The following is a 15,659-nucleotide window of genomic DNA, read 5'->3' on the forward strand; positions in this document are numbered from 1 at the left end:
GTACAAAAATCAATGGCACAGCCTCAGGGTCGGGCAAACTTCTGCACGGCAAGTCAGGCACTTTCATGATCACAACAACAGGTGAAATATTTGCCTGATGACAACGATGTGCAACTGTGCAAATCTTCCCGGTGTGGGGACCATCGATAGCCAACTGGAAATATGCCTCAACGGAATTTGGAACTGCCCTTGCGCTGGTCCCTATCGAAACTAAATACTAAATCGATACAATCTGAGAAATTGACTTGTTTGTCTGCGGCGCCAGCATTCCAGCTGTTCTGGTCAGCGCATCACCTGACCCGTAGCCGTACGATGAATCACCAGCGCTGACGGCGATGCCCAGGCATCCCCGAGACGCCTGGAAGTCTGATCGTCATGGAGGCCTGCCCTTGTCACGGAATTCTCTCTCTACCTTCAAAATCGGCTTTGCAATCGCGCTCATGGCAGCCTCTCCGGCACTGGCGCAGAATGCGCCCCCGCCTCCAACCGTCACGGCAGCCAAGCCTGTCGTCCGCGACGTGATCGACAGCGATGAGTTCATCGGCCGCTTCGAAGCTGTCGACCAGGTCTCGGTGCGCTCGCGCATCGACGGCTATCTCGATACGGTGCATTTCAAGGACGGATCGTTGGTCAAGAAGGGCGATCCGCTCTTCACCATCGACCAGCGCCCCTACATATCCGCCCTGGCGCAGGCCCAGTCCGCACTGGAAGTGGCCAAAACAACGGAAACCTATGCGGAGGCCCAGTTCAAGCGCACCCAGTCGCTCACCGGCAGCGGCACGCTGTCCGTATCCACACTGGATGACCAGCGCCGCGCCTATCTCGCCGGTCAGGCCAGCGTGGCCGGCGCCCAGGCCGCCGTCGATGCGGCCCAGCTCAATCTGAACTACACGCAGATCACGGCGCCGCAGGATGGCCGCATCGACCGCAGGCTCATTTCCGTCGGCAATCTCGTCAATGCCAACAACACCATCCTGACGACCATCGTTTCGCTTGATCCGATCGATTTCTATTTCGACGTGGATGAGCGCAACCTTTTGTCCTATGCCAAGACCGCCCGCGAAAACGGCAGCAATCTGCAGGAAGGCGGCGGCGGCCTCGAAGTGACGGTGCGGCTGACCGATTCCAACCAGCCGCCGTTCAAGGGCAAGCTCGATTTCGCCGAGAACCGGCTCGATGATGCCACCGGAACGATGCGGGTGCGTGCCCGCTTCAACAATCCGGATTTCGTGCTGCAGCCCGGACTGTTCGGCCGGGTCGAAGTGGCCGCCTCCAACACCTATAAGGGTATTCTGGTGCCCGACGAAGCGGTTGGTTCCGATCAGAACGAGCGGGTTGTCTATGTCCTCAATGCGGACAACTCGGTCACGACCAAGCCCGTGCGTCTCGGCCCCAAACTCTACGGTTATCGGGTGATCCGCAGCGGCCTGACCGGTGACGAGACCATCGTGGTCAATGGCCTGATGCGGATTCGCCCGGGTATCAAGGTCAAGGCCGACGTTATCCAGCTTCCGCCGGAGGTGAAGGCTGCGGAGGCAGGCCAATGAGATTTGCGCATTTTTTCATCGACAGGCCGATCTTCGCATCCGTCCTGTCGATTGTGCTGCTGATTGTCGGCGGGATCGCCTACACCCAGCTCCCTGTCGCCCAGTATCCGGAAATCGCGCCGCCTACCATTGTCGTGCGCACAGCCTATCCCGGCGCCGACGCCGAAACCATTGCCAACACGGTCGCCACCCCCATCGAGCAGCAGATCAACGGCGTCGAGGACATGCTCTACATGTCTTCCTACTCGACCGCCGATGGTTCGATGGCGCTGACCATCACCTTCAAGCTCGGCACCGATCTCGACAAGGCACAGGTTCTGGTACAGAACCGCGTCGCCATTGCCGTACCGCAATTGCCGCAGGACGTGCAGCGCAACGGCATCACCACGACGAAAAGTTCGCCCGACCTGATGATGGTCGTGCACGTGCTTTCGCCCGACAACCGTTACGACCAGCTCTATGCGTCCAACTACGCCAACACCCGCATCCGCGACGTGCTGTTGCGGCTCGACGGCGTCGGCGAAGTCACCATCTTCGGCGAGCGGCAGTATTCCATGCGCATCTGGCTCGATCCGCAGAAACTCGCCGCCTACTCCATGACATCAGCCGATGTGGTTCAGGCACTGCGCGACCAGAACGTGCAGGTCAATGGCGGTGCCATTGGCGGGCCGCCCACACCGGGCACAAGTGCCTTCCAGTACACGGTCACCATGCAGGGCCGGTTCAGCGATGCGCGGCAATTCCGTTATGTCATCGTCAAAACAAGCGGCGATGGCCGTCTGGTACAGTTGCAAGACGTCGCCCGCATCGAACTTGGCGCCAAGGATTATGTGACCAACAGTTATCTCGATGGCAGTCCTGCCGTTGCGCTGGGTATCTTCAGCCGTCCGGGCACCAATGCCCTTGCTGCTGCCGCATCCATCCGGTCCACCATGGAGGAACTCTCCAAGGATTTCCCTCCGGGCCTGAAATACGACATCGTCTATGATCCGACGGAGTTCATCGCGGAATCGATCTCCGACGTTTACAAGACGATCTTCGAAGCCGTGATTCTCGTCGCGCTGGTCGTTCTTGTCTTCCTGCAATCCTGGCGGACGGCGATCATCCCGATCGTGGCCATCCCGGTCTCATTGATCGGCACCTTCGCCATCCTCTCGGCCTTCGGCTTCTCGCTGAACATGCTCACCCTGTTCGGCCTCGTCCTCGCCATCGGTATCGTGGTGGACGACGCCATCGTGGTGGTGGAGAACGTCGAGCGAAACCTTGCGGCGGGCATGAGCCCGAAACAGGCCTCGCACACGACCATGGACGAGGTGGGAACCGCCGTTATCGCCATTTCACTGGTGCTGATCGCGGTGTTTGCCCCGACAGCGTTCATTCCCGGCATATCGGGCCAGTTCTACATCCAGTTCGCCGTGACGATCTCGGCAGCAACAGCCATTTCGGCCATCAACTCGCTGACGCTCTCTCCTGCGCTGGCGGCAATTGTGTTGCGTCCGCATGACCACGCGGTCTCCAGAAACCCTCTGGCGCGGGCTGGCCGGGCCCTGGCCAATGGCTTCAACACCGGCTTCGACAAGATGGCGAACGGCTATTCCTGGATCGTCCGGCACCTCGTCGGATCGACCATCGGCCTCCTCTCCTCCCTGCTCGTGTTCGCGGGGCTGCTGGTCGCCACCTGGTTCATGGCGGTCACGATCCCGCGCGGCTTTGTGCCGCCGATGGATCAGGGCTATGCCATCGTCGTCGTCCAGCTTCCGGACGGCGCTTCCCTCGCCCGCACGGACGCGGTGATCGAAAAGGCATCGAAGATCATCAAGGGCATTCCGGGCGTGCGCAACGCCATTGCCTTTGCCGGGTTCAACGGTGCAACGTTCACCAATGCGTCGAATTCCGGCGTGGTGTTCGTTCCGTTCCAGCCGTTCGCAGAGCGGATCAAGAACGGACAAACGGCCAATTCCATCATCGGCCAGGTCTATGGCAGCCTGCAAAGCATCCAGGAGGCCTTCATCATCGCCGTGCCGCCGCCGCCGATCCGCGGCGTCGGCAATGCCGGCGGCTTCAAGATGCAGCTCCTCGACCGCGACAGCTCCGATATGCGCCGTGTCCTGGGATTGGCCTATCAGATGATGGGCGAAGCCAACCAGACCCCGGGCCTGACCGGCGTCTACACCACGTTCTCCGCCAACAGCCCGCAATATTTCCTGGAGGTGGACCGTGACAAGGCACAGGCATTGAACGTGCCGATTCCAAACATTTTCGAGGCGCTTTCAACCAACCTTGGCACGTCCTATGTCAATGACTTCAATGCCTTCGGCCGCGTCTATCAGGTGCGGGCACAGGCCGACCAGCAATACCGGCTTGATCGAACCGACATCCTTGCCCTGAAAGTACGCTCGGCAACGGGTGCGCTGGTTCCGTTGGGCACGCTGATCAACATCAAGGACACCAACGGCCCCTCGCTGGTGCAGCGATACAACATGTACGTATCGGTGCCGCTGCAGGGCAACGCCGCGCCCGGGGTTTCCACCGGTACGGCGCTCGACAAGATGGAGGCCCTTGCCACCAAGACACTGCCCAGCGGAACGACATTCCAGTGGACGGAACTGGCGCTTCAGGAACGGCAGACCGGAAACACGGCGATCCTGATCTTCGGACTGTCCGTGGTGTTCGTCTTCCTCGCCCTTGCCGCACAGTATGAAAGCTGGGTGCTGCCGCTGGCGATCATCCTGATCGTGCCGCTGGCGGTTCTGGCCGCGCTGATCGGTGTGTTCCTGCGCGGGATGGACAACAACATCCTGACGCAGATCGGCCTTGTCGTCCTGATCGGCCTGGCGGCGAAGAACGCGATCCTGATCGTGGAATTCGCCCGCCAGCATCAGGCGGAAGGCGCAACGCCAGTGGAAGCCGCGATTGAAGCCAGCCGTCTGCGGCTTCGCCCGATCCTGATGACCGCCTTTGCCTTCATCTTCGGTGTCGTGCCGCTGATGATTGCCCAGGGCCCCGGCGCGGAAATGCGCCAGTCACTCGGCACGGCTGTGTTCTCCGGCATGCTTGGCGTGACCTTCTTCGGCCTGTTCCTGACGCCGGTGTTCTACGTCGCGCTCCGTTCATTCGGACGCAGGAAGGCACCGGTTGAAAAGCCGGCGGAAGAAGCCCCGGCCCACTAGGCTTGAAACGCCCAACACGAGGATCGCGCCGGCTCATCACCGGCGCGATTTTTCATGGATGCCGAATTTGATGGTGTGAGGCATTGCAAAATACCGCGCTTTCAAGAAACTGCGCGGCAGATTCCAAGGGAAAGTGACGCTCATGATCAATCAGGATATTCGCCCGACCATCGATGCTCCCGATGACGATCCGCGCATCTGGCTCGAAGAGATCGACGGCGCAAAGCCGCTTGCATGGGTGGAGAAGCAATCCGCCGCAACCATGCAGCGCTTCGGCGGCCGGCAGTTCGAGCATGACCGCGACGTCCTGACCGCCATTTTGAACCGGCCGGACAAGATCCCGATGGTCGGACGGCGCGGCGATTATCTCTACAACCTCTGGCAGGACGAGAAGAACCCGCGCGGCCTGTGGCGCCGGACCACCATGACATCCTACAAAACGCCCGAGCCAGAATGGGAACTTCTGCTCGATATCGATGCCTTGGCCACAGCCGAAAATGACGACTGGATCTGGGCGGGCGCGCAGATCGAACAGGAGGAGCGGCAGCGGGCCATTCTCTCCCTGTCGCGCGGCGGCAGCGATGCGGTTGTCAACCGCGAGTTCGACCTGGACACGCTGCGGTTCATCGAAAACGGCTTCAATCTTCCCGAAGCGAAGGGTGGCCTCGGCTGGCTCGACCGCGATACGGTTTTGATATCGAGCGCCCTTGGCGAGGGCATGGCCACGCAATCCGGCTATGCGCGCACCGTCCGCCTGTGGCGACGCGGGACCGACCCGCTGGCTGCACCGGTGATTTTCGAATGCGCCGCGGATTCCATGGCCGCCGGTGTCGACATTGATCACAGCAGCGGCAGCGAGCGCCTCTGGTTTGTCGAACAGCATTCCTTCTTTGAAACCGCTGGCTGGCTGGGCGATCGCGGCGGACCCGGGCAGCGCGTGGACGTACCCGCAACGGCATGGTGGAATTCCTACGACCAGTGGCTGACGGTCAAGCCGAGAGAAGACTGGACAGTCAGCGGCGTTACCTACCCCGCCGATACGCTCCTCGGCATTTCGCTCCAGGCATTTCTTGCCGGAGAGCGTGATTTTCAGGTTCTGTTCGAACCGGGTCCGCGCCGCGCCCTGCAGGGGTTCTTCTGGAACGACAAGAAGCTGGTCGTCTCCTATCTCGACAATCTTGCGCCACGCTTCGAGATTTTCGAGCCTGCGCTTGGCAAATGGGCAAAGAAGCCCATTTCGGTTGTGCCAACCGAGGGCATCGTTCATATCTGGTCGCTGGATGTCGAGGACATCCATGCCAATGGCGAACTGCTCGTCGCCGCGCAGGACCCGATAACCCCGGCGCAGGTCCTGCTTCTCGACATTGCCGAGCCCACCACACTGGCTGCCCCTACGCTGCTCAAACAAAGCCCTGCGGTCTTCGATGCGACCGGTCTTGTCGTCACGCGGCACGAGGCGATCTCCAGCGATGGCGAGTCGATCCCCTATACGCAGATCGGACCCAAGGGCGAAACCGGTGATGCACCGGTGCACATGACCGGTTACGGCGGATTTGGCGTGTCGATGGAGCCCTACTACAGTGCGTCCGTTGGCAAGTTGTGGCTCGAGCGCGGCGGCACAAGCGTGGTCGCCAATCTGCGCGGCGGCGGCGAATTCGGCACCGCATGGCACGACGCCGGGCGCCGGGCAGGCAAAAAGCTCTCGCATGACGATTTTGCCGCCATTGCCGCCGATCTGGTGCGGCGCGGCGTCACGCGGCCGGGCCGTATCGCGGCGGAAGGCGGTTCCAATGGCGGCCTGCTGATTTCCAACATGCTGACGCGTTATCCCGAACGCTTCGGCGCTCTGTTCTGCACCATTCCGCTGATCGACATGCGCCGCTACAACAAGCTTCTCGCCGGGGCGAGCTGGGTGGACGAATATGGCGACCCGGACAAGCCGGAAGACTGGGCTTTTCTGAAGGAAATGTCGGCCTATCACGCGGCTGTGCCCGGCCGGCCCTATCCGCCGATCCTCATTGCCACAACCCGCAGGGATGACCGCGTGCACCCCGGACACGCCCGCAAGATGGCGGCAAAGCTGCAGGAGCTCGGCTACACCGCCTCTTTCTATGAACCCGAGGCGGGCGGACATGGCTATGGCAAGGACAACAGGGAGCGCGCCAGCTTCATTGCGCTGGGCTACGCCTTCCTGCGGGATGCGATCGGCTGGACGCAGGCGTAATCCTGTTCAAACGGCGGCTTTTTCCTTTGACCCCTGAGAAGAGGGTGATATAGAGACCGGCGCTTGAGGGCCGGATACGGCCCTCATCTGCGGATATGGCGAAATTGGTAGACGCACCAGATTTAGGTTCTGGCGGGAGACCGTGGGGGTTCGAGTCCCTCTATCCGCACCACTCTTTCTACACATATTTCAATAGGTTGACGGGCTTTTTCAAAGCTGCGCGATGACGGCTGTTCAGTAGGCCGGTTCCTGGTAAAGCAGGCGTCCATTGTACTTGAGCGAACGAATCTGAGCTTCACCCGCGCTGGAGACGGCAATCACCGCATCAACCCCGCGCTCACTCTGCACCTTCTCGACCGCACGGCCCCATCCTTCGGGGAGATAATAGCGTTCGATGCCGTACTGCACGGCAAAGACGCCCATGGCACTCGTCAGCGTCTGGCCATGCATCTGGACTTCGCCAGCCGCCAGATCCCGGCGTTTCTGCCAGGAGGCCCCGGTGAAACCCCACCGGCCATCCGCGCCCTCTTTCAGCGTGACATAGATGTCGGCAAGGCCTGCCGTATCCGGCTTCGTGCCACTCACCTTGTCAGCTTCGACCGAAGAAATCCCGTAGCCAAGCCGCACATATTCGCCGCGCAACAGGTCGCGCGGATCAACCGGCTGCGTGGCCAGCGTGATCATTGTGCCGTGGCGCAAAATCATCGCGTGCTTTTCTATCATGGCATAAAGCGCGCCTGACTGCAGGAGCGCAACGATCAAAGCCGGCAGCAAAAAATACTTTGTTTTCATGATGCTGCACCCTTCACCAGACTCTTCCTGTGAAGACGGCGTTCCATACGGATAACGAACACTGCAAGCAGCAGCACGAGCACACCGACGGTCAGGAAGAAGCCAGCGGTACCGATCATCGTGCCGATGGTCTCGAACGCGATATAGAGAACCTCCAGCGAAAACAGCCCATAGGCACTCCACCGTATGGCAAGATTGCGATGCCCCGACAAAGCCAGACCGGCGATCGCCACGGCAAGGATGACAACACCCGTCATGACATCGCGAGTCTGGGCAAAGATGTGGTCGTTGAACTGGAAAATCAGCAGCACCATCTGCACCGCCAGAAATCCGTAGGCGCCGAGACTGATGCTCCATCCGGTCGCGCGGTCCAGCACAGCCGGATGCAGTGCGTCCAGCAGAAACAGGCCGAGGCCGGCAATCAGCGTCATCCATAGCACGACGCCGGCATCCCGGTCGAAGTGAACGATACAGACAAAGAGCAGCACAAGAACGGCGAGGAAATGCCGGGCCACCTGCGCGCCCGCATACCAGATCAGGCCTGCCGCAATCACCGCAAAGACCGGGATGATCCAGACATAGGACAGGCGCGAGGCCGTTTCCGGTTCCAGGCTGGCCACGAGATAGAAACCGGCAATCACGATGCTGGTGGAGACGAGTGTCGACGAGCGCAACAGCAGCGCGGCGACAACCGTCCCGCCCGCCCAGAGCAGCGCAGCGGACGCCACGTCACCCGACAGATGATACATCTGGCCGACCAGTGCGATCCCGGCACCAAAGGCGATGGCGCCCAGGAGATAGAGCGCCTCACTGAAAATCCTGTCGCCCTTGTTCGCCCGCCACGCGCCGCCGAGATAGCCGCACCAGAGCACGGCAAAGATCAAACCGACGCGAACAAGGCGCGGCATGGCTTCCCAATTGGCGGCAATCAGCGACAGCAGCGCCGCGCCGAGGAGAATGACGCCCAGTATGGCCAGGACATTCCCCAGCCCGAAACCCGGGCCCTGCCCGGCGATATCGGCGCGCAGGCGGTCCGCCGTGGCGTCATCGATCAACCCGTCACGCTGCCACCGTGCAATGTGCTTGCGCAGGGTAAAACCGACTATCATGCATTCTGCTCCCGACTCGAGCTGTAAGATTAGGGCTCCGCCCCTGATAAGGCCAGCCACATTGAAAACGCAATTGCAGCCGGATTCGGGCCAAAGGCCATGAAGATGACGTTTGTGCGACGCAGCAATTAAAATCGATTAATGATGCAATGCAACATACGCATAGCTGATCTGCAAACTTGGCTCTGCACATTCGCCAAGGCATCCACTATCTTCAGGTCAACGATCAAGAGTGATCAACGAAACAACTGAACCGAATGGTGAATGAAATGAACCTTATCCGCTCCTACAGCAACTGGCGCCGTTATCGTGACACGGTTTCCGAGCTGAACCGTCTGTCGACCCGCGAACTGAACGACCTGGGCATCTCCCGCTCGGACATCCCGTTCGTCGCCAAGAAGTCCGCAGTACGCTAATCGCATAACAGAATATCGCCGGGGTTCATCCTCCTCCCAGAGCCCCCGCGATCAAAGGCCGGCACTCCTCCTCCCAGCCGGTCTTTACAAAACGGCACCCACCGCACCTCCTCCCGCGGTGGGTGTTGTTGTTTCCGGGGTATGCGGTTCGAGACGTCTGCTCACCGCCTCCCTTTTCAAACTGCTCCCTTTGCGATCCATGCCTGCGACCATTCGGGTCAAAGCCGGGCTGGAAACATGCATCCTGGAGTTCTACAGTCCGAGTCCCCCTTCACATCCTCCCCGGGAGACTTACCATGCAAAAACGCCCTCTTGGCCGCACAGGCCTGTCGATTGCTCCGCTGGTTTTCGGCGGCAACGTCTTCGGCTGGACCGCAGACAAGAAAACCTCCTTTGACCTGCTTGACCGCTTTGCCGATGCGGGCCTCAACACGGTCGACACGGCCAATGTCTATTCAAGCTGGGTTCCGGGAAACAGCGGCGGCGAATCGGAAACCATCATCGGCGAGTGGATGAAATCCCGCGGCACACGCGACAGGATGATCATCATCACCAAGGTCGGCGGCGACATGGGCAAGGGCAAGAACCTCAAGGCCGCCAATATCGCCGAGGCCGTCGAAGCATCTCTGAAGCGCCTGCAGGTGGACGCCATCGACCTCTACCTCTCCCATTGGCCGGATCCCGCAACGCCGCATGCGGAATCGCTTGCCGCTTATGACAAGCTGCTGAAAGCCGGCAAGATCAAATCCATCGGCGCGTCCAATTACGATGCAAACCAGATGCGCGCGGCGCTCGACACCGCCAAGGCGGATGGCCTGCCGCGCTATGACGTGCTCCAGCCGGAATACAATCTCTATGACCGCGCCGGCTATGACGGCGCGCTGCGTGACCTGTGCATGGCCGAGGATATCGGCGTCATCACCTATTTCAGCCTTGCGCGCGGGTTTCTCTCCGGCAAATACCGCAGCGAAGCCGATCTTGGGCAGAGCCAGCGCGGCGGCGGTGTCAAAGCCTATCTCAATGCGCGCGGCTACCGCATTCTGGAAGCGCTGGACGCGGTTGCGGCCAAGCATGGCGCCAAGCAGGCCGAGGTTGCCCTGGCCTGGATTATCGCACGCCAGGGCGTCACCGCCCCCATCGCCAGCGCCACATCGCTGCAACAACTGGAAAGCCTGATCAAGGCGGCATCCCTGACGCTCGACAAGGCGGACATCGCCGAACTCGACAAAGCCAGCGCCTGACACACCGGCAAGCCGCTGCGGATCATCCGCAGCGGCGTTTGCACCATTGAAGCCGGACGCCAAACGGTTTATTGGGGTGCTATGTCAAACACACCCGTACATATCATTGGCGGCGGTCTCGCCGGTTCCGAAGCTGCATGGCAACTCGCCGAGGCAGGCATTCCCGTCATCCTGCACGAGATGCGCCCCGTTCGCGGCACGGACGCGCACAAGACACAGGATCTCGCCGAGCTCGTCTGCTCCAATTCCTTCCGCTCCGACGATGCGCAAACCAATGCCGTCGGCGTGCTGCATGCGGAGATGCGCCTCGCCAATTCGCTGATCATGGCTTCGGCCGATTCCCATCAGGTTCCTGCAGGCAGCGCGCTCGCCGTCGACCGCGACGGTTTTGCCCAGGCTGTGACGGCCAGGCTGGAAGCGCACCCGCTCATCACCATCGAGCGCGAAGAGATCACCGGCCTGCCCCCCGAAGATTGGGACAAAGTGATCATCGCCACCGGGCCGTTGACGGCACCGTCGCTGGCCGAAGCCATCGGCAGGCAGACCGGCGCCGATGCCCTCGCCTTTTTCGATGCCATTGCACCCATCGTGCATTTCGACAGCATCGACATGAACACCTGCTGGTTCCAGTCGCGCTACGACAAGGTCGGACCCGGCGGCACCGGCAAGGACTACATCAACTGCCCCATGACCAAGGAGCAGTATGAGGCTTTCGTGCAGGCGCTGATTGCCGGCGACAAGACCGAATTCAAGCAGTGGGAAGGCACGCCCTATTTCGACGGCTGCCTGCCCATCGAAGTCATGGCCGAACGCGGTGTGGAAACCCTGCGCCACGGCCCGATGAAGCCGATGGGGCTGACCAATGAGCACAACCCGACGGTCAAGGCCTATGCCGTCGTGCAGCTGCGGCAGGACAATGCGCTCGGCACGCTCTACAACATGGTCGGCTTCCAGACGAAGCTGAAATACGGGGCGCAGACCGAGATTTTCCGGATGATCCCCGGCCTCGAGAACGCGGAATTCGCGCGGCTGGGCGGCCTGCACCGCAACACCTACCTGAATTCGCCCATCCTGCTCGACCCGACGCTGCAGCTGAAATCGCGCCCGGGTCTGCGCTTTGCCGGGCAGATCACCGGTTGTGAAGGCTATGTGGAATCGGCAGCCATCGGCCTGCTTGCCGGACGTTTCGCCGCCGCCGAGCGTCTCGGACATGTTTTGACACCGCCGCCGCTCACCACGGCCTTTGGCGCGCTGCTCGGACACATCACCGGCGGTCACATCGTCAGTGATGAAGAACCCGGCAAGCGATCCTTCCAGCCGATGAATGTCAATTTCGGCCTGTTCCCGCCGATTGAGGCGCCGAAGTCGGAAGGCAAACGGCTGCGCGGCAAGGAAAAGACCAACGCCAAGAAACGCGCCATGAGCGCGCGTGCGCTTGCGGATTGCCGGGCATGGCTGGGCCTGCCTGCGGTGGCCGAGGCTGAAGCTGAGGCTGCGGAGTAACGAGCACAGCTTGTTGCATTCCATTGTGTGCGTGGTTCGACAAGCTCACCATGAGGGAATCCGGTGCATTGCAAAATGCGACTTCCTCATGGTGAGCTTGTCGAACCACGCACAAGGCTAATGCCATCCAAGGCTAGCGCATGGACGCCCTGAGCATCACCCACTGGCGCTTCAACGGTGAAATTACCGCTGTTTCATCGGCTGCTGCGGCGCCACTGGCCCTGATCCCCTTCAGATAGGTTCTGGTCAGGCTTACCGGCAGATAGGCCGGACGCAAAGCGGCGGGGAGCGATTTTGCGCCGGCTTCGTATTTCCCGAGATGATCTTCCGCCAGCGCCGTCATCGCATCGATGGCGCGCTTGACCGCGTCCTTGTCGGCGCCCTCAAGCACTGTTTCGGCACTGCAGCCGACCGCTGCCAGAATATCGGCCGGGATATAGACCTGTCCGCGCCGGCGGTGCAGCGGCAGGAGACGCAGAAGTCCGGTAATGGCCTGGGCAACCCCCGCATGCCCCGCCATATCCGCATGGGCCGGCGCCTTTTCCGCGTCAAGCACAAGAGAGGCAAGCTGGATCAAGGCCGAGGCCGTCTCGCCGCAATAGCCCTCAAGATCGTTGCGGCTGGGCATGGGATCGTCATAGAGATCGAAAATGCGGGCTTCGCAGTAATTGTCGAAGGCGGCGCGCGGCAGATTATGCGCCTTGATCGCCTCCAGCAGGGCCGCCGCCACCGGATTGCCAACGGCCTCGCCATGCTCGGTACCGTTGATCAGGTCACGCCACCACTGCAGACGCACCTCGCCCGGCAGCGGATCGTGGATCAGGTCACGGATGCGGGCGATCTCGACATTGAAGGCGTAAAGGGCGGCCAAGGCACCCCGTTTGCCCTCCGGCGCATAAAGCACCGAGAGGTAGCGGTCGGGATCGGTATCGCGCAGTAGTTGCAGGCAGTGGGTCTGGTTCGCGTTCATGGGGCTGAGATACAGAGAACCGCCGGTTTAATCCACTGCAATCAGTGCCGCAGCGACGGCGCGGTCTTCCGCCAGCAGAACATTATAGGTGCGCACGGCCGCGCCGGTGCTCATGGGATCGGAGGAAATGCGGTGCTCGCGCAGCACGTCACGCAGGGCCTGCGGCAGACGGCGCAATTCGGTGCCCGTTCCCACCAGCAGAATCTCGATATCGGCCGCCTGTTCGAGCACAAGCGCCAGATCCTCCGCCGTCAGCGCGGTTTCGATCTTCGGCGCCCAGCCATGGATACCCGATGGCAGGCACAGGATCGATCCGCGATGCGACATGTCGGCAAACCGGAACCCGCCATTGCCATAGGCGTCGATGGCTGCACGGCCCGGAAAATGCGCGTCGCGGATTTCAATGCCCTTAGCCACGGCGCTATGCTCCGCTCTGCCTGGCGGGATGAGCATCGTCAATCACATCACGTCCCTTGAGCCCGAACAGCATCAGCAAGGGTCCGGCAACGAAGATCGACGAATAGGTGGCAACGACAATGCCGACCGCGATGGTCAGCGCAAAGGAGCGGACATCATCGCCGCCATAGGCATAGAGCACGACCAGCGCGAGGAAGGTGGCCAGCGATGTCAGGATGGTGCGCGACAATGTCTGGTTGATCGAGGCATCGAGAACCGCCGACAGCGAAACGCTGTTGCCATGCCGCCGCAGGTTTTCCCTGACGCGGTCGTAAATCACCACCGTATCGTTGAGCGAATAACCGACAATGGCCAGAAGCGCCGCAATGCTCCACAGATTGAACTCCATCTGGAAGACAATGAACATGCCGAGCAGCAGCACCACGTCATGGATGGTCGCGATGATCGCGCCAAGGGCAAAGTGCCATTCGAAGCGGAACCAGACATAGGCGAAGATCGCCACCAGGGAGAGCGCGACCGCCAGTCCGCCCGCCTTGGCAAGCTCGCCCGATACGGTCGGGCCAATGACATCCACCCGGCGGAATTCATAGTCCTGATCGAGCTCACCGCGGATTTTGACACCGACGGTCTGCTCGGCGTTTTCGCCCTCGCGCTGGCTACCGACCGTAATCAGCGCCCGGCTGTCCGATTTGAACGGTTCGATCTTCACATCGCCGATGTTCAGGTCATCCAGCCGGCTATAGACATCGTCCAGATCGATCGGCCCTTCATTGGAGGCGATTTCGACCATGGTTCCGCCCTTGAAATCGATGCCGAAATTCATGCCGACGACAAGGAACAGCGCGATGACGGCAACACTCGACAGCGCGGAGAAACCCAGCGTCAGCCCGCGCAGGCGCATGAACGGAATCCTGGTGTTGTTGGGAATGAGCTTCAGCGGTGCACGCGGCACTTCCTTGGGCTTCGACCACTGCACCCAGGCCGACACCATCCAGCGCGTCAGCGTGAATGTGGTGAACAGCGTCGTGACGATACCGATGGTGACGGTTACGGCAAAGCCATGCACCGGCCCGGTACCCAGGATGAACAGGACGAGCGCGGCGATCAGTGTTGTCACATTGGCATCGACGATCGTGGCCTGCGCGCGGGCAAATCCGGAATCGATGGCCTGGATGACCGAAAAGCCGGCACGCCGGTCTTCGCGAATGCGCTCGTAGATCAGAACGTTGGAGTCCACCGCCATGCCGATGGTCAGGACGATACCGGCAACGCCGGCAAGGCTCAGCGGCACGCCGAATATGGTCAGAACCGCCAGGATCAGGACGATGTTGACAACAAGCGCGATGCTCGCAATCACGCCCAGCAGGCCATAGGTCAGCAGCATGAACAGGATGACGAGACCGGCGCCGATGAGCGCAGCGATCTTGCCCGCGGCCACGGCAGCAGCACCAAGATCTGTACCGACAGAGCGTTCTTCAATCACGGTAACAGGTGCAGGCAGTGCGCCGGCACGCATGACGATGGCAAGGTTGCTGGCGCCGGACAGGTCGAAATTGCCGGTGATCTGGCCCGTATCGCCGGGAATGGCTTCGCTGATCACCGGTGCCGACAGCACCTGATCGTCAAGCACGATGGCAAAGGACTTTCCGATGTTTTCCTTGGTCGCCCGGGAGAACCGTTCCGCGCCCGCGCTGTCCAGCTTGAAGGTGATGACGGGCTGCTGGGTCGCCGTATCGACACCCGCCTGCGCCCCCACAAAATTCTGGTTGGTGACGATGGCCTCCTTCTTGACGAGGTAGGCCACGGGCGGATCGTCAAAGGAATAGACAACATCAGCGCCTTCCGGCGGCGTGCCGTCAATCGCCTGCTGGACCGGCACGGATGTATCGATCATGCGGAAGCTCAGCTGGCCGGTCAGGCTCAGAATATCCTTGAGCAGCTGCGAGTCATACAGACCCGAAACCTCGACCAGCACACGCCCGCTTCTCTGGCTCTCCACATTGGGATTGGTGTAGCCGAGCTCGCTGAGACGGCGGTTCATCACCTCGATGGCCGCGCCGGTCTGCGCCAGCTTGTCCTTGTCGACCTGCAGCCGGATGCGCGAGCCGCCTTCCAGATCCAGTCCGAGGGCGAGCTGCTTCTTCGGCAGCCAGTTGGGCAGGTTCGCCAACTGGATGGGGGTAAAGAGATTTGGCAGAGCCAGGATCACGCCGACCAGAACAACGGCCCAGATGAGAAGTGTCTTCCAGCGGCTAAAATAGAGCATGCAA

General features: G+C 61.1%; 11 protein-coding genes and 1 tRNA gene. 7 read left to right on the forward strand and 5 right to left on the reverse strand.

Translation table 11 applies throughout. From position 1 onward, the window contains the following. Window positions 1–440: 440 nt before the first annotated feature. From AC1Q5O_RS06930 to AC1Q5O_RS06945, 4 genes are all read left to right on the forward strand, one after another. Window positions 441–1,547: an efflux RND transporter periplasmic adaptor subunit gene (locus AC1Q5O_RS06930; RefSeq protein WP_464663265.1), complete on the forward strand. Its 1,107-nt coding sequence runs from the start codon at window positions 441–443 to the stop codon at window positions 1,545–1,547. Beyond that, a complete protein-coding gene (locus AC1Q5O_RS06935; RefSeq protein WP_492562206.1) occupies window positions 1,544–4,717 on the forward strand; it encodes an efflux RND transporter permease subunit in 3,174 nt (1,057 codons plus the stop codon). The genes AC1Q5O_RS06930 and AC1Q5O_RS06935 overlap by 4 nt, the downstream gene beginning before the upstream one ends. 142 nt (window positions 4,718–4,859) lie before the next feature. Beyond that, complete coding sequence (locus AC1Q5O_RS06940; RefSeq protein ID WP_492562207.1) at window positions 4,860–6,941, forward strand: prolyl oligopeptidase family serine peptidase; 2,082 nt, start codon at window positions 4,860–4,862, stop codon at window positions 6,939–6,941. An 89-nt stretch (window positions 6,942–7,030) separates the two neighbouring features. Further along, a tRNA-Leu gene (locus tag AC1Q5O_RS06945) sits at window positions 7,031–7,113 on the forward strand. A gap of 62 nt (window positions 7,114–7,175) precedes the next feature. Here AC1Q5O_RS06945 and AC1Q5O_RS06950 read toward each other — a convergent pair. Further along, window positions 7,176–7,733, reverse strand: a complete 558-nt coding sequence (locus AC1Q5O_RS06950) for a GDYXXLXY domain-containing protein (RefSeq protein WP_492562208.1) — start codon at window positions 7,731–7,733, stop codon at window positions 7,176–7,178. Then, window positions 7,730–8,842, reverse strand: a complete 1,113-nt coding sequence (locus tag AC1Q5O_RS06955) for a DUF2157 domain-containing protein (protein ID WP_492562209.1) — start codon at window positions 8,840–8,842, stop codon at window positions 7,730–7,732. Before AC1Q5O_RS06955 ends, AC1Q5O_RS06950 begins: the two co-directional genes overlap by 4 nt. 269 nt (window positions 8,843–9,111) lie before the next feature. Between AC1Q5O_RS06955 and AC1Q5O_RS06960 the strand changes: the two genes are divergently transcribed. The 3 genes from AC1Q5O_RS06960 to trmFO all read left to right on the forward strand — a co-directional run bounded on the left by AC1Q5O_RS06960 (window position 9,112) and on the right by trmFO (window position 12,002). After that, window positions 9,112–9,258, forward strand: coding sequence for a DUF1127 domain-containing protein (locus tag AC1Q5O_RS06960; protein WP_091878374.1), 147 nt, complete (start codon window positions 9,112–9,114; stop codon window positions 9,256–9,258). Between the two features lie 296 nt (window positions 9,259–9,554). Continuing rightward, entirely contained in the window at window positions 9,555–10,499 is a 945-nt protein-coding gene (locus AC1Q5O_RS06965; RefSeq protein WP_492562210.1) for an aldo/keto reductase, read from the forward strand. An 81-nt stretch (window positions 10,500–10,580) separates the two neighbouring features. After that, window positions 10,581–12,002, forward strand: a complete 1,422-nt coding sequence (gene trmFO, locus AC1Q5O_RS06970; protein WP_492562211.1) for a methylenetetrahydrofolate--tRNA-(uracil(54)-C(5))-methyltransferase (FADH(2)-oxidizing) TrmFO — start codon at window positions 10,581–10,583, stop codon at window positions 12,000–12,002. Window positions 12,003–12,135: 133 nt separating this feature from the next. On the opposite strand, the gene AC1Q5O_RS06975 is transcribed toward trmFO, so the two are convergent. The 3 genes from AC1Q5O_RS06975 to secD are packed head-to-tail and all read right to left on the reverse strand — an operon-like array spanning window position 12,136 to window position 15,655. Beyond that, window positions 12,136–12,972, reverse strand: a complete 837-nt coding sequence (locus tag AC1Q5O_RS06975; protein ID WP_492562212.1) for a phytoene/squalene synthase family protein — start codon at window positions 12,970–12,972, stop codon at window positions 12,136–12,138. Window positions 12,973–12,999: 27 nt separating this feature from the next. Then, the gene (locus AC1Q5O_RS06980) at window positions 13,000–13,389 is read right to left on the reverse strand and encodes an Mth938-like domain-containing protein (protein ID WP_492562213.1); all 390 of its coding nucleotides are present in this window, start codon (window positions 13,387–13,389) and stop codon (window positions 13,000–13,002) included. A 4-nt stretch (window positions 13,390–13,393) separates the two neighbouring features. Further along, a complete protein-coding gene (secD, locus tag AC1Q5O_RS06985; RefSeq protein ID WP_492562214.1) occupies window positions 13,394–15,655 on the reverse strand; it encodes a protein translocase subunit SecD in 2,262 nt (753 codons plus the stop codon). Window positions 15,656–15,659: the final 4 nt, after the last annotated feature.

Source organism: Phyllobacterium sp. MT110, assembly GCF_058792715.1.